This window comes from Duganella callida (genome assembly GCF_004614165.1).
Classification (GTDB): Bacteria; Pseudomonadota; Gammaproteobacteria; order Burkholderiales; family Burkholderiaceae_D; genus Rugamonas; species Rugamonas callida.
Genome location: NZ_SPVG01000087.1, coordinates 1 through 20,927, shown reverse-complemented (window position 1 = coordinate 20,927; position 20,927 = coordinate 1). Strand labels below are relative to the sequence as shown.

17 protein-coding genes are annotated in these 20,927 nt (G+C 64.1%); 11 read left to right on the top strand and 6 right to left on the bottom strand.

Features of this window, described 5'->3' with window-relative positions; genetic code table 11:
• Nucleotides 1-97 precede the first annotated feature (97 nt).
• Complete coding sequence (locus E4L98_RS09035; RefSeq protein WP_135201226.1) at nucleotides 98-328, top strand: HigA family addiction module antitoxin; 231 nt, start codon at nucleotides 98-100, stop codon at nucleotides 326-328.
• On the opposite strand, the gene E4L98_RS09030 is transcribed toward E4L98_RS09035, so the two are convergent.
• On the bottom strand, nucleotides 325-792 hold the full coding sequence (locus tag E4L98_RS09030) for a heme-degrading domain-containing protein (protein WP_135201225.1): 468 nt from the start codon (nucleotides 790-792) through the stop codon (nucleotides 325-327). The two genes, E4L98_RS09035 and E4L98_RS09030, sit on opposite strands and share 4 nt — an antisense overlap.
• Before the next feature lie 130 nt (nucleotides 793-922).
• Between E4L98_RS09030 and E4L98_RS09025 the strand changes: the two genes are divergently transcribed.
• Complete coding sequence (locus E4L98_RS09025; RefSeq protein ID WP_135201224.1) at nucleotides 923-1,369, top strand: SRPBCC family protein; 447 nt, start codon at nucleotides 923-925, stop codon at nucleotides 1,367-1,369.
• Between the two features lie 16 nt (nucleotides 1,370-1,385).
• On the opposite strand, the gene E4L98_RS09020 is transcribed toward E4L98_RS09025, so the two are convergent.
• Nucleotides 1,386-2,165: a M48 family metalloprotease gene (locus E4L98_RS09020; RefSeq protein ID WP_229257323.1), complete on the bottom strand. Its 780-nt coding sequence runs from the start codon at nucleotides 2,163-2,165 to the stop codon at nucleotides 1,386-1,388.
• Nucleotides 2,166-2,308: 143 nt separating this feature from the next.
• Here E4L98_RS09020 and E4L98_RS09015 point away from each other — a divergent pair, with 143 nt between their 5' ends.
• The 9 genes from E4L98_RS09015 (at nucleotide 2,309) to ahpF (ending at nucleotide 17,375) form a co-directional block, all read left to right on the top strand.
• A complete protein-coding gene (locus E4L98_RS09015; RefSeq protein ID WP_135201223.1) occupies nucleotides 2,309-2,869 on the top strand; it encodes a TMEM175 family protein in 561 nt (186 codons plus the stop codon).
• Between the two features lie 222 nt (nucleotides 2,870-3,091).
• Nucleotides 3,092-5,221: a M3 family metallopeptidase gene (locus E4L98_RS09010; RefSeq protein ID WP_135201222.1), complete on the top strand. Its 2,130-nt coding sequence runs from the start codon at nucleotides 3,092-3,094 to the stop codon at nucleotides 5,219-5,221.
• Between the two features lie 24 nt (nucleotides 5,222-5,245).
• Entirely contained in the window at nucleotides 5,246-7,375 is a 2,130-nt protein-coding gene (locus tag E4L98_RS09005) for a M3 family metallopeptidase (protein WP_135201221.1), read from the top strand.
• Between the two features lie 207 nt (nucleotides 7,376-7,582).
• Entirely contained in the window at nucleotides 7,583-7,858 is a 276-nt protein-coding gene (locus E4L98_RS09000; protein ID WP_135201220.1) for a DUF4404 family protein, read from the top strand.
• A 216-nt stretch (nucleotides 7,859-8,074) separates the two neighbouring features.
• Complete coding sequence (locus E4L98_RS08995) at nucleotides 8,075-10,432, top strand: YgiQ family radical SAM protein (protein ID WP_135201219.1); 2,358 nt, start codon at nucleotides 8,075-8,077, stop codon at nucleotides 10,430-10,432.
• Between the two features lie 203 nt (nucleotides 10,433-10,635).
• Nucleotides 10,636-12,105, top strand: coding sequence for an RCC1 domain-containing protein (locus tag E4L98_RS08990; RefSeq protein WP_135201218.1), 1,470 nt, complete (start codon nucleotides 10,636-10,638; stop codon nucleotides 12,103-12,105).
• Nucleotides 12,106-12,224: 119 nt separating this feature from the next.
• Nucleotides 12,225-15,008, top strand: a complete 2,784-nt coding sequence (locus E4L98_RS08985) for an EAL domain-containing protein (RefSeq protein ID WP_229257321.1) — start codon at nucleotides 12,225-12,227, stop codon at nucleotides 15,006-15,008.
• 108 nt (nucleotides 15,009-15,116) lie between these two features.
• On the top strand, nucleotides 15,117-15,680 hold the full coding sequence (gene ahpC, locus E4L98_RS08980; RefSeq protein ID WP_135201217.1) for an alkyl hydroperoxide reductase subunit C: 564 nt from the start codon (nucleotides 15,117-15,119) through the stop codon (nucleotides 15,678-15,680).
• A gap of 96 nt (nucleotides 15,681-15,776) precedes the next feature.
• Nucleotides 15,777-17,375 (top strand): alkyl hydroperoxide reductase subunit F, encoded by a 1,599-nt coding sequence (gene ahpF, locus E4L98_RS08975; RefSeq protein ID WP_135201216.1) that lies wholly within the window; start codon nucleotides 15,777-15,779, stop codon nucleotides 17,373-17,375.
• A gap of 48 nt (nucleotides 17,376-17,423) precedes the next feature.
• Here ahpF and E4L98_RS08970 read toward each other — a convergent pair whose 3' ends face one another.
• From E4L98_RS08970 to E4L98_RS08955, 4 genes are all read right to left on the bottom strand, one after another.
• On the bottom strand, nucleotides 17,424-18,551 hold the full coding sequence (locus E4L98_RS08970; protein WP_135201215.1) for an AI-2E family transporter: 1,128 nt from the start codon (nucleotides 18,549-18,551) through the stop codon (nucleotides 17,424-17,426).
• Complete coding sequence (locus tag E4L98_RS08965; RefSeq protein WP_135201214.1) at nucleotides 18,548-19,030, bottom strand: cyclic nucleotide-binding domain-containing protein; 483 nt, start codon at nucleotides 19,028-19,030, stop codon at nucleotides 18,548-18,550. The genes E4L98_RS08970 and E4L98_RS08965 overlap by 4 nt, the downstream gene beginning before the upstream one ends.
• A gap of 79 nt (nucleotides 19,031-19,109) precedes the next feature.
• On the bottom strand, nucleotides 19,110-19,715 hold the full coding sequence (locus E4L98_RS08960; protein WP_135201213.1) for an ABC transporter ATP-binding protein: 606 nt from the start codon (nucleotides 19,713-19,715) through the stop codon (nucleotides 19,110-19,112).
• The gene (locus E4L98_RS08955; protein WP_135201212.1) at nucleotides 19,700-20,797 is read right to left on the bottom strand and encodes a hypothetical protein; all 1,098 of its coding nucleotides are present in this window, start codon (nucleotides 20,795-20,797) and stop codon (nucleotides 19,700-19,702) included. Before E4L98_RS08955 ends, E4L98_RS08960 begins: the two co-directional genes overlap by 16 nt.
• Nucleotides 20,798-20,927 lie beyond the last annotated feature (130 nt).

The following is a 20,927-nucleotide window of genomic DNA, read 5'->3' as shown; positions in this document are numbered from 1 at the left end:
GTTTAATCTACCAGGATGGCATCGTGATTACTTCCTTCAAGCACAAAGGGTTACACAGGCTGTATGCCTTCGGCGATCGGCGTGGGATCCCGGCTTCATGCGGCATCCGGGCACTATTTTGCGGGAGGATGTGTTGCCTGCTTTGGATATCTCTCCAGCGGAATTCGCCGTCCGGATGGGTGTCAGCCCGCAGAGTGTGACCGACCTCCTCCTTGAAAAGTGCGCGTTATCGCCGGAGATGGCGCTGCATATTGCAGCCTTCCTGAAAACTTCGCCGGAAAGCTGGTTGAACATGCAGGCGGACATGGATCGCTGGTCGGCGACTTAATCCAGCACGGCGCGCAAGCCTTCGATGACCAGGGCGTGGTCTTCCGCCTGGCGCAGGCCGGAGACGGTGACCGTGCCGATCATGCCGCTGTCCTTGATGGTGACCGGGAAGGCGCCGCCGTTGGCCGCGTGGTCGCGCGGGTCCAGGTATTTGATGTCCTCGAACACCACGCCGCGGTGCTTGTGGTCGATGGCGACGTAGAACGAGCAGCGGCCGAAACGCGCCACCACATTGTTCTTGCGGCGGATCCAGTCGGCCTGGTCGGCCGAGGTGCCCTGCATCGCGTGGTGGAACAGCACCTTGCCGTTGACGGTGATGTTGACCGTGATGGCCTTGCCCTTCTGCTTGGCCAGCTCGACGATTTTCAGGCCCAGCGTCAGCGCGGTGTCGCTGTTGAAGGCGGTGAACTGCAATTCCTTTTCCTGCTGGGTCAGCGTTTCCAGCTGTTCCGCGTAGTTTTCCATGCATCCTTCCTGTCGGTGATTTCGCGCAAAGCTCAAGTGTAGCGCAAGCGCTGCGCGCACGGATGTCGATTCCGCAGCAGGTGGTTCGTCGTAAGATAGAGGGCTGTCCTCGACCATTCTGGAGACTGATATGACGACCAATACCGTACAGCTGCACCGCGTGCTGAAATCCTCGGCCGACCGCGTCTACCGCGCTTTCCTCAACCCGGAAGCGATGGCCAAGTGGCTGCCGCCGTTCGGTTTCACCGGCAAGGTGCATGAGCTGGACGCCCGCGTCGGCGGCACGTATCGCATGTCCTTCACCAACCATACCACCGGCGGCAGCCACAGCTTCGGCGGCGAATATCTGGAGCTGACGCCGAACCAGAAGCTGCGCTACAGCGCCACCTTCGACGATGCCAACCTGCCGGGCCGGATGCAGACCACCGTCACGCTGCGCGAAGTGTTCTGCGGCGTGGAGATCACGGTGGTCCAGGAAGGCATTCCCGCCGTGATTCCGGCCGAGGCGTGCTACCTCGGCTGGCAGGAATCGCTGATCCAGCTGGCGCAACTGACGGAAGCGGAAATCCGCGAATAAGCGCCGCGGCGCCGCTTCAGCCGTCCTTGTCGATGCGCGACTGGATGTGCTGGGCGCGGTCCGGCGACGATGGATGGGAACTGAACATGCTATGGTCGGCCCCTTCCAGCTTGGCCAGTTTCTGGAACAGCGTCACCAGCCCCTGGCGCGACAGTTTTTCCTTCTGCAGGATGCCGTAGGACTGATCGTCCGCGGCGGTCTCCTGCGATTGCGAAAACTGCGCCTGGATGAATTTCTGTCCCAGGTCGCCCAGGTCGGACTGGCTCAGCGTGGCGGCCGTGTCGCTGACGGCCACCGCCGCGCCGCGCGCCGCCTGCAGGCTGTAGGCCGTCTGCATCGGCTTCTTCGAGTGGCCCAGCAAGACATGGCCGACTTCATGGCCGACCACCGCGCGGATCTCGTCGTCGTTCATGAGGTCCATCAGGCCGGCGAACACGCGAATGCAGCCGTTATCCATCGCGAAGGCATTGACGTCCTTGATCAGGTACACCTTGGCGTCCAGCTTTTTGCCGTTGAACTGGCTCATTTTCAGCGGCTTCAGCGCGGCCGCCAGCCGCTTGGCGTACTTGCTGCCGGGCGCGGCGATCTTGTTGCTGCGGTCCATGGCGGCGCACGAACGGGTGGCCAGATCGACCACTTCGGCATCGCTGAGTGTGGCGGCCTTGACCGCCAGCGCGGCGGAATTGGCGAACGCACTCAAATCGGCGGCACCGGCCAAGGGACAGGCCAACGCCGACAACACCATCGCGCCGCCCAGCAGCGGCTTGTGCAGCAAACGCGCATCAACGAATCGCATGATTTGACTCCTCCTAAGTGGTTTTTGCGGGATTTCCGCAAGGAAATCGTAGCCGCACTGCGGCGCGGCGATCTTAAGTAAGATCAACCACGGGGCCATGCTTTGCTATGATGCAAGCCTTAACAAGTGCGACAGGACGGAATATGGGCAAGGGCAGGCTGGAGGCGTTCAGCGATGGCGTGATCGCGATCATCATCACCATCATGGTGCTGGAACTGAAGGTGCCGCATGGCGCCGAATGGGCGGATCTGGCGCCGCTGTGGCCGGTGTTCCTGAGCTATGTACTGAGCTTTATTTACGTCGGCATCTACTGGAACAACCACCATAACCTGATTCATACCGTCAGCCGCGTCACCGGCGGTGCGCTGTGGGGCAACCTGCATTTGCTGTTCTGGCTCTCGCTGGTGCCGTTCGTCACCGCCTGGGTGGGGGAAAACCAATTTGCCCCGTTCCCGCTGGCTTGCTATGGTTTCATTCTGTGCATGTGCAGTGTCGCTTATCTCATCCTCGCCAACTGCCTGGCGGCCAACAACGAAGCCTTGAAGCTGGCGTTGGGCAAGGACCGCAAGGGCAAGCTGTCGACGCTGGCTTACATGACGGGCATTGTTACCTCGTGCTTCGCGCCGATGGCGGGCTTCGCGGTCTACGTCCTGGTGGCGCTGATCTGGTTCATTCCCGACCGCCGCTTCGAAAACCGTCCCTGATCGCATTAGATCGGCGTGTTGTAAATTTCACGCAACTTTCGTCGGAAATCGGGCGGCGGGCAGGCTATTGTTTGGAAAATGCCACACTCTGCCAAGCAAGTGCAGTGCAGCATTATTTGCCAGTGACTGGCGGCGCATCGCGCTGCTATGATCTGACGCGTCCATGCTGCACTTTCAAGATTGCAGCATTTTTCCTGCCCTCCAGACGAGAAAGAGATCTTCATGACCCGTCCGCACCTGCTTGTCATCGCCGCCGCCGTTGGCGTCGCCTTTTCGCACGCCGTCCTGGCCGCACCGGCGCCTGCCCTGGCCGGCAATCCGCTGGCCACCGCCAGCACCCTGCCGTTCCAGTATCCGGCGTTCGACAAGATCAAGGACGAGCATTTCATCCCGGCCTTCAATGAGGGCATGCGCATCCAGCTGAAGGAAATCGACGCCATCGCCAACAACAAGGCGGCGCCGACCTTCGACAACACCATCGTCGCGATGGAGAAATCGGGCCAGTTGCTGACCCGCGTGCAGACCATCTTCGGCAACCTGCAGGGGGCCAACACCAACGACAAGCTGGACGCGATCGACAGCGAGATGTCGCCCAAGCTGGCCGCGCACAACGACGCCATCTTCCTCAATCCGAAGCTGTGGGCGCGCGTGAAGACGCTGTATGAAAAGCGCGATACCCTCAAGCTGGACGCGGAAGCCAAGCACCTGCTGGAACGCTACCACATCGACTTCGTGCGCGCCGGCGCCAACCTGTCGGCCGCCGACAAGGACAAACTGAAGACCCTGAACGGCGAAATCGCCAAACTGCAGACCACCTTCACCCAGAACGTGCTGAAGGAAACCAACGCCTCCGGCCTGGTGGTGGACAGCCGCGAAGAACTGGCCGGCATGAGCCCCGCCGCCATCGACGCCGCGGCGGCGGCGGCCAAGGCCAAGGGCCTGGACGGCAAATTCTTCGTCGCCGTGGTCAACACCAGCGGCCAGCCGCCGCTGGCGGTGCTGACCAACCGCGCCACGCGCGAGAAGCTGCTGGCGCTGTCGCTGGCGCGCGGCAGCCATGGCGGCGAATTCGACAACCGCGAAGTGGTGCTGAAGGTCGCCAAGGCGCGCGCCGACAAGGCCGCGCTGCTGGGCTACGCCAACTACGCCGCCTACTCGCTGGAAGACCAGACCGCGCACGACACCGCCTCGGTCAACAAGCTGCTGAGCGAACTGGCCAAGCCGGCCGTCAACAACGCGAAGAAGGAAGCGGCCGACCTGCAGGCCGTGGTCGACGCGGAAAAGGGTGGCTTCCAGGTCGACGCCGCCGACTGGGCCTTCTACACCGACAAGGTGCGCGCGCAGCGCTACGCCTTCGACGAGAACCAGCTCAAGCCCTACTTTGAGCTGAACAATGTGCTGATCAACGGCGTGTTCTACGCCGCCAACAAGGAATACGGCCTGAGCTTCAAGGAGCGCAAGGATCTGCCGGTGTACAACCCGGATGTGCGCACCTTCGACGTGTTCGACGCCGACGGCAAGCAGCTGGCCATCTTCATCGCCGACATGTACGCGCGCCCGAACAAGCAGGGCGGCGCCTGGATGAACGAATACGTGTCGCAGTCGGCGTTGATGGGCACCCACTCGGTGGTGGCGAATCACCTCAACATCCCGAAACCGCCGGCCGGCGAACCGACCCTGCTCACCTACGATGAAGTGAAGACCGCCTTCCACGAGTTCGGCCATGCACTGCACGGCATGTTCTCGAACGTAAAGTACCCGCGCTTCTCCGGCACCAGCGTGCCGCGCGACTTCGTCGAATACCCGTCGCAGGTCAACGAGATGTGGGCGGTGTGGCCGGAAGTGCTGGCCAACTACGCCAAGCACTACAAGACCGGCGAACCGATGCCGAAGGAAATGCTGGACAAGGTGCTGGCGTCGAAGAAGTTCAACCAGGGCTTCATCACCACCGAATACCTGGCCGCATCGCTGCTGGACCAGCGCTGGCACCAGCTGGCGCCGTCGCAGATCCCGACCGACGTGCTGGCGTTTGAAGCGCAGTCGCTGAAGGATGCCGGCGTCGATTACGCGCCGGTGCCGCCGCGCTACCGCACCACCTACTTCTCGCACATCTTCTCGGGCGGTTACTCGGCCGGCTACTACGGCTACCTGTGGGCGGAAAAACTGGACGCCGACACCGTCGAATGGTTCAAGGAAAACGGCGGCCTGTCGCGCAAGAACGGCGACTGGTTCCGCGCCAAGCTGCTGTCGCGCGGCGGCACCGACGATGCCATGAATTTGTTCCGCAACTTCCGCGGCCGCGATCCGGTGATCGAACCGCTGCTGGAACGCCGCGGCCTGACCGGTAAATAAGATAAACAGTTTATAGGGATATTCATGAAACACCACAGCATCCTGATCGCCGCCGGCGTGGCCGCCATCTTCAACGTCGCGCAGGCGGCCGAACCGGCGTCCATGCTGCCGGCATCGAACCCGTTCGCCAAGCCGAGCACCCTGCCGTTCAACTACCCGGCCTTCGACAAGATCAAGAACGAAGACTTCGCGCCGGCGTTCGAGGAAGGCATGCGCCAGCAGGCCGCGGAAATCGCCGCCATCGCCAACAGCAAGGCCGCGCCGAGCTTCGACAACACCATCGTCGCGATGGAAAAGTCGGGCCAGCTGCTGTCGCGCGTGTCCAGCGTGTTCGGCAACCTGTCCGGCGCCAACACCAACGACAGCTTCAAGGCGCTGGAGCGCGAACTGTCGCCCAAGCTGGCCGCGCACAATGACGCGATCCGCCTGAACAGCAAACTGTACGCGCGCGTCAAGGCGCTGTACGACAAGCGCGACAAGCTGCACCTGGACGCCGAATCGAAGTACCTGCTGGAGCGCTACAACACCGACTTCGTGCGCGCCGGCGCCCAGCTGTCCGACGCCAACAAGGACAAGCTGAAAGCCATGAACGCCGAACTGGCCAAACTGCAGACCAGCTTCGCCCAGAACGTGCTGGAAGAAGCCAACGCCTCGGCGCTGGTGGTGGACACGCGCGAAGAACTGGCCGGCCTGTCGGACAAGGCCATCGCCGCCGCCGCGGCCGCCGCCAAGGCCAAGGGCATGGACGGCAAATTCCTGATCCCGGTGGTGAACACCACGGGCCAGGCCAGCCTGTCGGCGCTGACCAACCGCGCCGTGCGCGAAAAGCTGATGGCGCTGTCGCTGGCGCGTGGCAGCCATGGCGGCAAATACGACAACACCCAGGTGGTGCTGCAGCTGACCAAGATCCGCGCCGAGAAGGCCGCGCTGCTCGGCTATCCGAGCTACGCCGCCTACGCGCTGGAAGACCAGACCGCGCACGATCCGGAAGCGGTCAACAAGATGCTGTCCGAATTCGCCCGTCCGGCCGTCGCCAACGCCAAGAAGGAAGGCGCCGAGATCCAGCAGGTGATCGACCAGGAAAAGGGCGGCTTCCAGCTGGCCTCCTACGACTGGTCGTTCTACAGCGACAAGGTGCGCCAGGAACGCTTCAACTTCGACCAGAACCAGCTGCGCCCCTACTTTGAACTGAACAACGTGCTGACCAACGGCGTGTTCTACGCCGCCAACAAGGTCTACGGCCTGACCTTCAAGGAACGCAAGGACCTGCCGGTGTACGACCCGGACGTGCGCGTGTTCGACGTGTTCGACGCCAACGGCAAGCAGCTGGCCATCTTCATCGGCGACTACTACGCGCGCTCCAACAAGCGCGGTGGCGCGTGGATGAACGCCTACGTGTCGCAATCGTCGCTGATGGGCACCCGTCCGGTGGTGGCGAACCACCTCAACATCCCCAAGCCGAACGCCGGCGAGCCGACCCTGCTGACCTACGACGAACTGCGCACCATGTTCCACGAGTTCGGCCACGCGCTGCACGGCATGTTCTCGGACGTGAAATACCCGCGCTTCTCGGGCACCCGCGTGCCGCGCGACTTCGTCGAATTCCCGTCGCAGGTCAACGAAATGTGGTCGGTCTGGCCTGAAGTGCTGAGCAACTACGCCAAACACTACCAGACCGGCGAGCCGATGCCGAAGGAACTGCTGGACAAGGTGATCGCCTCGAAGAAATTCAACGAAGGCTACCGCACCACCGAATACCTGGCGGCGTCGATCCTGGACCAGAAATGGCACCAGCTGGGCGTGGCGCAGATCCCGTCGGACGTGCTGAGTTTTGAAGCGGCGGCCTTGAAAGAAGCCGGCGTCGATTACGCACCGGTGCCGCCGCGCTACCGCACCACCTACTTCTCGCACGTATTCGCGGGCGGCTACTCGGCCGGCTACTACGGCTACCTGTGGTCGGAAAAACTGGACGCCGACACCGTCGAATGGTTCAAGGAAAACGGTGGCATGCAGCGCAAGAACGGCGACTACTTCCGCAAGATGCTGCTGTCGAAAGGCGGCACCATGGACGCGATGCAGATGTACCGCAGCTTCCGCGGCCGCGATGCCCAGATCGAACCGCTGCTGGAACGCCGCGGCCTGACCGAGAAGTAAGCAGCGTCTTCAGTCGGGGTCAGCGCCGACATTCGGACATTGGATCGCGCGCGACCCAATGTCCGAATGTCGGCTCTGACCCCGATTTTTGCTTTTAGGGTTGGCCGCTGCACGCTCATGTTGATCTGGCGCAGACGCCGGCATCGCGTTTCGCTATCTTTGCGAGTAAGATAAAACGCTGGCGATTCAACCAACAAAGGATAATTTATGGACAGCAATCTGAAAGCCTCGCTGATGTCCTTGCACGAACGCCTGGCGCAGACCGGGCCGGTCGATGAGGAGCTGCAGGAACTGCTGCGTCAGCTGAACGGCGATATCACCACGCTGCTCGAGCGCGGCAGCGCGCCGCAGCCGGGCGAGACCACCACCTACGGCCTGGCCGAGCGCACCCAGGAATTGTCGGCCAAGTTCGCGGTCAAGCATCCGCAGCTGGAGCCGGCGCTGCGCGAGCTGGGCACGATACTGTCGAATATGGGGATTTGAAAAAAGAAACCCGGGGAAGCCATGTCCCCGGGTGGCCGGCGTTACGGAAACACCAGCATCTGCAGGCGGAAGTGTTCCGCCGCTTCTTGTTTATAGCAAAAATCCGCTGCAATTCAATGTGAGAGTGACATCATTTCTCACAAGTGATTGAAAAGTAACAGAATTTTTCTGGCGCGCGTGAGCGGAGCGTGGCGGTTTCCGGTACAATACCGCCCCATGAATCCCCCTACCAATTTATTTGCGGCCGTCCCGAAACGGTCTGCACGCGCTGCGTCCGCGCCTTTCCTGCCCATGTCCCGCGAAGAGATGGACGTGCTCGGCTGGGAGCAGTGCGACGTGATCCTGGTGACCGGCGACGCCTATATCGACCATCCGAGCTTCGGCATGGCGCTGGTCGGCCGTCTGCTGGAGGCGCAGGGTTACCGCGTCGGCATCATCGCCCAGCCGGACTGGCAGTCGGCCGACGCCTTCCGCGCGCTCGGCAAGCCGCGCCTGTATTACGGCGTCACCGCCGGCAATATGGACTCGATGGTCAACCGCTACACGGCCGACCGCAAGCCGCGTTCCGACGACGCCTACACGCCCAACGGCGAACCGAACAAGCGTCCCGACCGCGCGGTGACCGTCTACGCCCAGCGCTGCCGGGAAGCGTATCCGGGCACGCCGGTGGTGATCGGCTCGATCGAAGCGTCGCTGCGCCGCATCGCCCACTACGATTACTGGTCGGACAAGGTGCGCCGCTCGGTGCTGTTCGAGTCCAAGGCCGACATGCTGATCTTCGGTAACGCCGAACGCGCGCTGGTCGACCTGACCCGCCGCATGGCCGAGGGCGAGAACATCAAGACCATCCGCGACCTGCGCGGCACGGCTTTCCTGGTGCCGTCCGGCTGGATGCCGGGCGAGGAATGGGGCGTGCACAACAGCACCCGCGTCGATACCCCGGGCAAGATCGACAAGCACGTCGATCCTTACCTGATGGTGACGCCGAATTCGCCCACCTGCGCCACCGACAACGCGCCGGCCGCCGAGGTCAATCCGGCCATGGTCGAGCCGGCCAAGGTGGTGGCGCCGCCGCCGGCCGAGACGGTCAAGCCGATCCGCATCATGAGCCGCGAGGAACGCCGCGCCATGGAACTGGAGAAACACCACAAGACCGTGGTGCGCCTGCCGTCGTTCGAAACCGTCAGCACCGATCCGGTGATGTATGCGCACGCCTCGCGCGTGTTCCACCTGGAATCGAACCCCGGCAATGCGCGCGCGCTGGTGCAGGGCCACGGCGACCGCGACGTGTGGATGAACCCGCCACCGCTGCCGCTGCAGATGGACGAGATGGACAATGTCTACGACCTCGAGTACGCGCGCGGTCCGCATCCGAGCTACGGCAACGCCAACATCCCGGCCTGGGAAATGATACGCTTCTCGGTCAACATCATGCGCGGCTGCTTCGGCGGCTGCACCTTCTGCTCGATCACCGAGCACGAGGGCCGCATCATCCAGAGCCGTTCGGAACCGTCGATCCTGCGCGAGATCGAGCACATCCGCGACAAGACCAAGGGCTTCACCGGCATCATTTCCGACCTCGGCGGCCCGACCGCGAATATGTACCGCCTGTCCTGCAAGGACAAGGAAATCGAAACCACCTGCCGCCGTTTGTCCTGCGTGTACCCGTCGATCTGCGTCAACCTCGGCACCAACCACGGTCCGCTGATCAAGCTGTACCGCAAGGCGCGCGCGATCCCGGGCGTGAAGAAGATCCTGATCCAGTCCGGCCTGCGCTACGACCTGGCGGTGCGTTCGCCCGAGTACGTCAAGGAACTGGTGACCCACCACGTCGGCGGCCTGCTGAAGATCGCGCCCGAGCACACCGAAACCAATGTGCTGAGCAAGATGATGAAGCCGGGCATCGGCGCCTACGACGAGTTCAAGGCCCTGTTCGAGAAGTATTCGCTGGAAGCCGGCAAGAAGCAGTACCTGATCCCCTACTTCATCGCCGCCCACCCGGGCGCCACCGACGAGGACATGCTGAACCTGGCGTTGTGGCTGAAGAAGAACAACTTCCGCCTGGACCAGGTGCAGACCTTCATGCCGACGCCGATGGCCATGGCTAGCGCCATGTACCACTCGCGCCGCAACCCGCTGCACAAGGTGACCGAGGATTCGGAGGAAGTGTTCACGCCGCGCAGCCTGAAGCAGCGCCAGGCGCACAAGGCCTTCCTGCGCTATTACGATCCGAAGAACTGGCCGATCCTGCGCGACGCCCTGCGCCGCATGGGGCGCGGCGACCTGATCGGCACCGGCGAGCGCCACCTGATCCCGCCGTACGTGGTGGGCGAGGAAAACTTCAAGCCCGCGCAAGGCAAGCGCGCGATGCCGATGCTGGCGCCGGGCGCCGACAAGCGCGGCGCCAAGGGGGCGCCGGTGGCGGGCGCACGCGGCAAGCCGAACGCCCTGACCGGTTCGTTGTCCGCGCGCCAGACGGTGGAAACCAAGGCGCGTCCATCGATCCTGGACACCATCAAGGTCAAGAAGCCGGCGGCAAGGCCGGCCGCGGCGCCGACCCGCGGCCGCAAGTAATCCTCATGGGGACAGACCACGTTTTTGGAATATTCCAAAAACGTGGTCTGTCCCCTATTTTCGTTCCGTTCTCAAAAGAAATGTTGTAAATTCCCCTATCGGCGCAAATGCGTGGATAATCCGGGCCTGCTCGCGTGATGTGCAAGCGCCGGAGCGCGCTACACTGCATCATCCGCAGGCCCTATTCTGTGAACTGGACGATCATGAAAAACTTTAAATTCTCCTCCCTGCTGCTGCTGCCGCTGTTGGCCGTACTGGCCGTACTGGCCGCATGTGGCGGCGGTGGCGGCAGCAGCGACAGCGGCACGTCGACCCCCGCCACGCCGACGCTGAAGAGCATTGCCGTCACCGCGGCCAATGCCAACTCCACCATTGTGATCAACAATACGCTGCAGCTGACCGCCACCGGTACCTATTCGGACGGCAGCAGCAAGACCCTGACCGGCCTGACCTGGGCCACCAAGTCGGGCGCCGCCACCGTGGCCACCGTGGCCGCCAGCGGCATCGTCACCGCCAAAGGTTCGGGCACCGAAACCATTACCGCCACCTCGACCGCCGACAACATCAGCGGCTCGCTGAACGTCACCGTGATCGCGCCGTGGACCCAGGTGGCCGCCGGCGGCAACCAGACCATCGGCCTGAAAGCCGACGGCAAGCTGTACAGCTGGGGTTCGAATATCCGCGGCCAGCTGGGCGACGGCTCGAGCACCGGCCACAACACGCCGGTGACGGTGGCCGGCAACAGCAATATCTGGAAACAGGTGGCGGTCGGTGAACAGTTCGCGGTGGCGATCCGCACCGACGGCACGCTGTGGGCCTGGGGCTTCAATCTGAACGGCCAGCTGGGCGACGGCAGCAATAATGACAGCCCTGTGCCCAAGCAGATCGGCAGCGACAAGACCTGGACTTTTGTGGCCGCCGGCAAGCGTCACGTCGCCGCGCTGAAGACCGGTACCGGCACCACGCCGGTGACCGCCTTGTACACCTGGGGTTCGAACGCCAACGGCCAGCTGGGCGACGGCACCACCATCGATAAAAACAAGCCGACCCTGGTCAGCACCGGCACCACCGCCACCAGCTGGCTGGCAGTGGCGGTCGGCGACAACCACACCGTCGCCATCCAGAAGGACCAGACCCTGTGGGCCTGGGGCGACAACAGCGCCGGTCAGATCGGCAATGGCGCCACGTCCAGCACCGCCGTCTCGGCACCGGTGCAGATCGGCACCGCGCAGTGGGTGCTGGTCGCCGCCGGCAGCATGCACACCCTGGCGATCAAGTCTGACAACACGCTGTGGGCCTGGGGCCAGGGCGGCGATGGCCAGGTGGGCAATAATGGCCAGGGTGTGGTCACCGCGCCGGTGCAGATCGGCACCAACAACAACTGGGCACGCGTCGCCGGCGGCGTCTCGCACAGCGTCGGTGTGCAGAACGATGGCACCTTGTGGGCCTGGGGCTCGAATGCCGAGGGACAGCTGGGCACCGGCGGCACCGACAGTCTGTTCCCGGTGCAGGTCGGCACCCTGAACACCTGGAAAGCGGTGAGCGCCGGCGCGGCCCATACGGCCGCGATGAACGCCGACAACACGCTGTGGACCTGGGGCCGCAATGCCGACGGTCAGCTCGGCAACGGCAGCAATACGCTGTCCTCGGTGCCGGTGAAGGTTCCTTACTAAGCACGAGCTACTGCTGAACAACAACGGACGGTGGGCGCGAGCCCGGCCGTCCGTTTGCTTTTGCGCGGTGCGCGCGGATGGGGCTACACTAGGGATAACGTTTCCGTCCGGAGGTATTGGTGCTCATCCGTTTTTCCGCGCTTGTCAGGTTGTTGCTGCTGGCCGCGCTGGCCGTGGCCGCGCAGCCCGTGATGGCGCTGGAAAAAGTCACGCTGCAACTCAAGCATGCGCACCAGTTCCAGTTCGCCGGCTATTACGCCGCCCAGGAACTCGGCTATTACCGTGACGCCGGGCTGGACGTGCGCATCGTCGAGGGCGCCGACGGCAACGCGCCCGAGCGCGATGTCATCTCCGGCAAGGCCGAGTATGGCACGGGCAGCAGCAGCCTGCTGCTGGCGCGCCTGGCCGGCAAGCCGGTGGTGGTGCTGGGCGTGATCTTCCAGCATTCGCCGTACGCGCTGGCGATGCGCCAGACCGGCGCCGATCCCGACCTGCGCCGCATCATCGGCAAGCGCGTGATGATCGGTTCGCTCACGGACGATCTCGGCAATGCCGACGAGTTGCTGGCCTATCTGACCAAGGAAGGTATTCCGCCCGCCAGCCTGCTGCGGGTGGAGCACAGCTTCAATCCGGAAGACCTGGTCAACGGCAAGGTGGACGCGATGGCGATCTACACCACCAACGAGCCCGACACTTTCGACCGCCTCGGCTTCCCCTACGATATCTACAGCCCGCGCGCGGTCGGCATCGATTTCTATGGCGACAACCTGTTCACCAGCGAGCAGGAGATCGCCAACCATCCGGCGCGGGTGGCGGCGTTCCGCGCCGCCAGCATGCGCGGCTGGCAGTGGGCCATGAGCCACCAGGAGGAAACCGCCGACCTCATCCTCAACAAGTATTCGCGCCGCGCCGACCGTCAGCACCTGCTGTACGAAGCGCGCCAGATGGTGCCGCTGGTGCAGCCGGTGCTGGTGGAAATCGGCTACATGAACCCGGAGCGCTGGCAGCATATCGCCGACGTCTACGCCGGCCTGGGCCTGCTGCCCAAGCATGCCGCGTTCGACGGCTTCATGTACCAGGTCGGCGACCCGCGCGCCAATCTGGCCTGGCTGTACCGCGTGGTCGGGGTGGCGGTGCTGGCGCTGGTGTGCGGCGCGGCCATTCACTTCAGCCTGCTGGCGCGCGAGCGCAAGCGCGCGCTGGAAGCGATCCGCCAGGGCGAGCAGCGCTTCCGCACCATGTTCGAATCGTCGCCGCTGGGTATCGCACTGATCGATTCCATCACCTACGAATACCGCGACATCAACCTGCGCTACCAGGAAATCGTCGGCCGCACGCAGGAGGAGTTGCGCGCGCTGCACTGGCTCGACGTCGGCCACCCGGACGACGTCGCCCACATCAAGGCGCAGATGGCGCTGCTGACGGCGCGCCAGCTCAGCAACTTCAAGGCCACCAGCCGGCTGTTCCGGCCGGACGGCGCGGTGGCCTGGATCGATGTCTCGGTGACCGCCATCGACGCCGCGCCGGGCAGCCATCCGCTGCACCTGTGCATGATCGAGGATGTCACCGCGCAGAAGCAGAGCGAACAGCTGATCTGGCAGCAGGCCAATTTCGACACGCTGACCCAGTTGCCCAACCGCCGCATGTTCCTCGACCGGCTGGCGCACGACATGCTCAAGAGCCAGCGCGACGGTTCGCGCGTGGCGCTGCTGTTCATTGACCTCGACCACTTCAAGGAAGTCAACGACACGCTCGGCCACCAGCAGGGCGACGTGCTGCTGGTGGACGCGGCGCGCCGCATCAGCGCCTGCGTCCGCAAGTCGGACACGGTGGCGCGCCTGGGCGGCGACGAATTCACCGTGATCCTGACCGAGCTGGAGGAACCCGAGCGGGTCGAGCGCGTGGCGCAGGCCATCATCGACCGGCTGTTGCAGCCGTTCGCGCTGGGCCAGGAGCAGGCGTTCGTCTCGGCCAGCATCGGCATCACCCTGTATCCGGACGACGCCATCGACGTCGACGATCTGCTCAAGCACGCCGACCAGGCCATGTATGCGGCCAAGGGGGCCGGACGCAACCGCTTCAGCTATTTCACCCCGACCTTGCAGGTGGCCGCGCTGAACCGCATGCGCCTGACCAACGACCTGCGCGGCGCGCTCAAGGGCGAGCAGTTCGAACTATACTTCCAGCCCATCGTCCACCTGGCCAGCGGCGCCATCCACAAGGCCGAGGCGCTGATCCGCTGGAACCATCCGCAGCGCGGCGTGGTGAGTCCGCTGGAATTCATCCCGTTGGCCGAGGCCAGCGGCCTGATCGTCGACATCGGCGCCTGGGTGTTCCGCGAATCGGCGCGCTGGGTGCAGCTGTGGCGGCACGAGGTGTATGCGGATTTCCAGGTCAGCCTGAATCAGTCACCGCTGGAGTTTCAGCGCGAGGGCGCCTCGTATGCGGAGTGGCTGGCGCACCTGCGGGCGCTGGCGTTGCCGGGCCAGTCGCTGGTGGTGGAAATCACCGAAGGCCTGCTGCTGGACGCCAGCAGCGCGGTCAGCGACCGGCTGCTGCAGCTGCGCGACGCCGGCATCCAGGTCGCGCTGGACGACTTCGGCACCGGCTATTCCTCGCTGTCCTACCTGAAAAAGTTCGACATCGATTATCTGAAAATCGACCGTTCGTTCACGCGCAACCTGGCGCCCGATTCCAGCGACATGGCCTTGTCGGAAGCGATCATCGTCATGGCCCACAAGCTCGACCTCAAGGTCATCGCCGAGGGCGTGGAAACGCCCGAGCAGCGCGCGTTGCTGGCGGCGGCCGGCTGTGATTACGGCCAGGGTTATCTGTTTGCCAAGCCGATGCCCGTGGCCCAATTCGACCGCTTCCTGCGCGATAATGGCTATCCCGTTTGTTGAGCTAATAGTTAAAGCTAATTGAAACTATTGGAACAATCAATTTTGCAAATAGGGTAAAAACGCTTACACTGGCGTCTCAATGATTCACAACCCAACGAGGAAACCACAATGTCCCTGATCAACACCCAAATCAAACCATTCAAGGCCACCGCTTACCACAACGGTCAGTTCATCGACGTGAGCGACGAGTCCCTGAAAGGCAAGTGGTCCGTTCTGATGTTCTACCCAGCCGACTTCACCTTCGTGTGCCCAACCGAACTGGAAGACCTGGCCGAGCAGCAACCTGAATTCGCCAAGCTGGGCGTGGAAGTCTACGGCGTGTCGACCGACACCCACTTCGCCCACAAGGCCTGGCACGACACCTCGGATGCGATCAAGAAAGTCAACTACCCGCTGATCGGCGACCCGACCGGCAAACTGTCGCGTAACTTCGAAGTGATGATCGAAGAAGAAGGCCTGGCCCTGCGCGGCACCTTCGTGATCAATCCGGAAGGCCAGATCAAGGTGATGGAAGTGCACGACAACGGCATCGGCCGCGACGCTTCGGAACTGCTGCGCAAAGTGAAAGCCGCCAAGTACGTTGCCGAGCACCCAGGCCAGGTATGCCCAGCCAAGTGGACCGAAGGCGCCGCTACCCTGACCCCGTCGCTGGACCTGGTCGGCAAGATCTAAGTCTTGAACCAGACTGCAGCAAACAAGTAGTTACCGTGATGCCGGACCGGGCGTCCGGCCCGGCTCACGCCTAAATATTTGTAAAGGAACACAATCATGTTGGACGCTACCCTCAAAACCCAATTGAAAGCCTACCTGGAAAAGGTAGTGCATCCCCTTGAGCTGGTCGCTTCTCTCGATGACAGCGCCAAAGCCCGCGAGATGAAAGAACTGCTCCTGGAAATTGCCCAGTTGAGCGACAAGATCTCGCTGGTCGAGCGCACCGAAGCTGGCGTACGCACGCCGTCGTTCAGCATCAACCGCAAAGGCAGCGGGATCGGCGTGCGCTTCGCCGCCATCCCGATGGGCCACGAATTCACCTCGCTGGTGCTGGCGCTGCTGCAGGTGGGCGGCCACACCATCAAATTCGACGACGCCGTCGTCGAGCAGATCCGCAACCTGGAAGGCGACTACGAGTTCGAGACCTTCATGTCGCTGACCTGCCATAACTGCCCGGATGTGGTGCAGGCGCTGAACGCCATGTCGGTGATCAACCCGCGCATCAAGGTCACCACCATCGACGGCGGCCTGTTCCAGAAGGAAGTCGAAGACCGCCAGATCCTGGCCGTGCCGATGATGTTCCTGAACGGCCAGCACTTCGGCCAGGGCCGCACCTCGGTGGAGGAAATCCTCGCCAAGCTGGACACCAATGCCTCGGTGCGCCAGGCCGCCGAGCTGAGCAAGAAAGACATCTTTGACGTGCTGATCGTCGGCGGCGGTCCCGCCGGCGCGGCAGCCGCGATCTACGCCGCCCGCAAAGGCATCCGCACCGGTGTGCTGGCCGAGCGTTTCGGCGGCCAGGTGCTGGACACCCTGGCGATCGAGAATTTCATCTCGGTCAAGGAAACCGATGGCCCGAAATTCGCCGTGGCGCTGGAACAGCACGTCAAGGCGTACGAGGTGGACATCATGAACACCCAGCGCGCCAGCAAGCTGGTGCCGGTCGGTAAGACGGTGGAAGTGCAGACCGCGTCCGGCGCGGTGTTGAAAGCCAAGTCGGTGATCCTGGCGACCGGCGCCCGCTGGCGCGAAATCAACGTGCCGGGCGAGAAGGAATACCGCAACCACGGCGTGGCCTACTGCCCGCACTGCGACGGCCCGCTGTTCAAGGGCAAGCGCGTGGCGGTGATCGGCGGCGGCAACTCCGGCGTGGAAGCGGCGATCGATCTGGCCGGCATCGTCAAGCATGTGACGCTGATCGAGTTCGGCGCGGAACTGCGCGCCGACGCGGTACTGCAGCGCAAACTGCGCAGCCTGCCGAACGTGAAGGTGATCGTCTCGGCGCAGACCACCGAGATCCACGGCGACGGCAAGATCGTCAACGGCCTGAGCTACACCGACCGCACCGATGGTTCGGCGCACAAGGTCGACCTGGAAGGCGTGTTCGTGCAGATCGGCCTGGTGCCGAACACCGAATGGCTGAAGGGCACGGTGGCGCTGTCGCGTCACGGCGAGATCGAAGTCGATGCGCGTGGCCAGACCTCGGTGCCGGGCGTGTTCGCCGCCGGCGACGTCACCACGGTGCCGTACAAGCAGATCATCATCGCCACCGGCGAAGGCGCCAAAGCCGCGCTGTCGGCCTTCGATCACCTGATCCGCTCGGACGACGCGGAAGTGGTGGAAGAATCGGCCGAGAAGCACGCGATGACTGCTTAAGCACGGTCAGCGCCAGACAAGAACGGGAGCCTCGGCTCCCGTTTTTATTCAGGAGTACAGATCGGCGCTGGCCTGCCTGGTGCGCAGTTCCATGGCGTTGCGGTGGCGCGCGCGCAGGCGCGGGTCGGTGATCAGGCGGCCGATGGTTTCGCCGATCACCATCACCACGCCCAGCAGCGGCAGCACCAGCATCAGGCCGGCCACGCCGGCCACCGAGCCGCCGATGAAGATCATCAGCACGGTGATCAGGGGATGGATGTGCAGGCTGCGGCCCAGGGTCAGCGGCATGAACACGAAGTCGTCCAGCAGGCGCACCAGGATGAAGACGCCGATCGCCAGGTAGGCCACCGCCGGGTCGGCCGGCGCGTCGGTCGAGGCCACCATCACCACCAGCATGCAGCCGACGATGGAGCCGACATATGGTACCCAGGCCAGCACCGCCGCGATCAGGCCCAGCACCAGCGGCGAGGACACGCCGATCAGCCACAGGCCCAGCGCCAGTACCGCCGTGTCGAGGATGGTCAGCCGGATCAGGCCGCGGAAGTAGCGGTGCGCGGTCTGGTCGACCTCGTGCAGCAGGCACAGGGTGCGTTCGAAGAAGGCGTTCGGCACCGCGCGCGCCAGGAATTTCTTGAAGCGCAGGCCGTCGCGCAAAAAGAAGAAGGTCAGGAACGGCGCCAGCAGCAGCGACGGCAGCCAGCCCGCCGCCGAGACCAGGATGTCGGTCAGGTGCGCCTGGATGAAGTCGCTCGAAAAATCGCTGACGCGCTGGTTGACCGTGTCCGCCAACTGCACCTGCTTCAGCAGCGGGAAGCGGTCTTCCAGTGCCAGCATGGTGTGGCGGAGGAAGTCCAGTCCGCCCTGCAGATAGGTGCTCAGCATGTCCTGCCACGACGCGGTCGGCGCCGAATTCCAGTAGACGGCGGCCAGCACCGCCAGCGCCACCAGCAGCAGGAACAACGCGCCCACGGTCAGCACCGCGGTGTTCTGGCTGAAGCCCAGGCGGATCAGGCGCGCCATCGGCGGCTGCAGGATGTAGTACAGCACGATGCCGAGCAAAAACGGAATGGCCAGGAACAGCATCTGCTGCAGCAGGAACAGCAGCACGCAGGTGGCGGCGATGATGCCGCTCCACACCACCGGGCCGCCGCGTTGTTGGGTCGGCAGCAGATTCATAGCGCCTCGAGCTGCGGCTTGCCGGTCATCCAGTCGCGCAGGCGGCGGCCGATGTGCCGCGCCAGGGCCAGCGAGATCTTGTAGCCGATGACGGGGTCGGTTTCCATCAGGCCCATGAAGTCGGCGCGGAAGAACACCGCCAGTTCGCAGTTGTCGAGCGCGCGCGTCTGCGCGTTGCGCGGCGAGTTGTCGAGCAGCGCCAGGTCGCCGAAGAAGGAGCCGGCCGTGAGCTCGGCCACCACTTCGCGCCGCTCGCCGAGCTGGCGGCTGATGATCACGCGGCCCGACATCACCAGGTATAGCGCCTGGCCCTCCTCGCCTTCGTCGAAAATGATTTCGTCGGCCAGGTAGCGGCGTTCGTGCATCAGGCCATCGACGATGTTCAGTTCGAGCGGGGTCAGCGCCGAAAACAGCGCCGAGTCTTTTAGACGCAGCAGGCGTGGCGACAGCTTGGGCGATTTGAGGAAGCCGAAAATCAAGGGAACTCCAGGGACGGGAAGAGGCGCTCCGGTATTGTCGCCGGTTTTGGCGCGTTGCTGGGCCTGTGTTGTGAAGAAATCACAGTTGCAGCGTGCCGGCCAGCGGCAGCTGCGGGTCCAGGTGGCTGGTCAGCAGGATGCACTGGCGCGCCAGGCGTGCCGGCGCGGCCAGTTGCCGGCGCAGGTAGGCCACCGCGTCGGCATCGAGGCCGTTGAACGGTTCGTCGATCAGCAGCAGCCGCACCGGCAAGGCCAGGGCCAGCGACAACTGCATCTTCTTGTGCTGGCCCAGCGACAGCGTGGTCACCGGCTGGTCCAGCGTGGGCAGCAGGTGGAAGGCTTGCAGCTCGGCGTTCAGCGCCTCCGGGTCGGCGCCGGGATAGAGCGCCACGTGCATGTCCAGCACTTCGCGCACGGTCAGCCATGGCAGTTGCGGCGTGTCGCCGCCGCAGTAGTAGCACAGCAGCCGGTAGGCCAGCGGCTGGGCGTGGATCTCGATGTGGTCCACGCGGATTCTGCCCGCGTGCGGCGACAGTGCACCGCCGGCCAGTTTCAGCAGCGTGGTCTTGCCGGCGCCGTTTTCGCCGCGCAGCCAGGTGATGCCGGCGCCCAGCGTCAGATCGAACTGGCGGAACAGTGGATGGCTGGCGTATTCGAAGTTGAGTTGCTCTATGCTGAATTCCATAGTTCGCTTCCGATGGCGGTGAGGATGAGGATGGCGATGATGACCAGGCCGACACGGCCGCGTGTGCTCAGTGTGCGCAGCGCCACCATGGCGCCCTGTGCGACGGCGGCGAACAGCAGCCAGACCGTGGCGACCGTGTGGCTGCAGCCGGAAGCATGGCGGCCCAGCGTCAGCGCGGCAAACCACAGCAGCACGCACAAGCCGGGCAGCAGCGTGAACAGCATCGCCAGCCGGTACAGCCGTTGTGCCGGCAGCGGCCATCCAGCCAGCACCGGACGCAGCAGGGCGATCTGTTCGGCCACGGCCTTGTCGCCGCGGTCGGTCAGCAGCATGGTGGTCAGCGCCGCGCAGGCGGCCCACAGCACGGGCGGCACGCCGGCCGGACGCCACATCCAGACGCCGACGCTGAGCAGGGCGCCCAGCAGCAGCAAGGTCTGCTGGATGCCCACCACATTTTCCGCGCGCCAGTAGGGATGCCAGAACAGTTGCCGCCAGTAATACACCAGCGGCACGGGCGCGCGTTGCGGCACGTACCGCGTCGGCGCCGGGCGCGAACGGCCCGGTTTGCGCCCGGCCGGCATGCGGTTGCGCCCGGCCAGCGTCAGCGTCGACAGCAGCCAGGCCAGCAGCAGCGACAGCACGGTCAGCAGCAGCGCCCGCGGCAGCACGGGCTGCAGCCAGTCGGGGCGCTGGTACAGCCAGATCGCGGTGGAGATGGCGTAGACCAGACTCAGCGGACCGACGATGATGCCGGCCACGGCCGCATCGGCCAGCCACCGGCTGCGCGGCGCGAGCGGCAAGGGCCGGCTCCATGCCAGCACCGCCGCCGGATGCAAGCGCTTGCGCAGCAGCCAGACCGGGGCGCTGGCCAGCAGCGCCTGGCCGCAGAACAGGGCGCATGCTTCGGGCCAGGGCGCGGTGGCGGCAAACAATCCCGGCAGGGCCAGCACCGCCAGCAATCCCAGCAGCACCGGCGCGAACGCCAGCGCGATGTATTCGAGCGAACTTTGCAGACTGGCGGCGAACTGCAGCAGCGCGTGCCGGGCCAGACGCAGGCGGAAGCGGAGGTAGGGATTAGTCATTGCACATCAGCTTACCGGGTAATCCTGAGGCAGAAATGGAAAAAGGCCAGATGCAAGCATCTGGCCTTTCGAATATTGGCGGAGCGGACGGGGCTCGAACCCGCGACCCCCGGCGTGACAGGCCGGTATT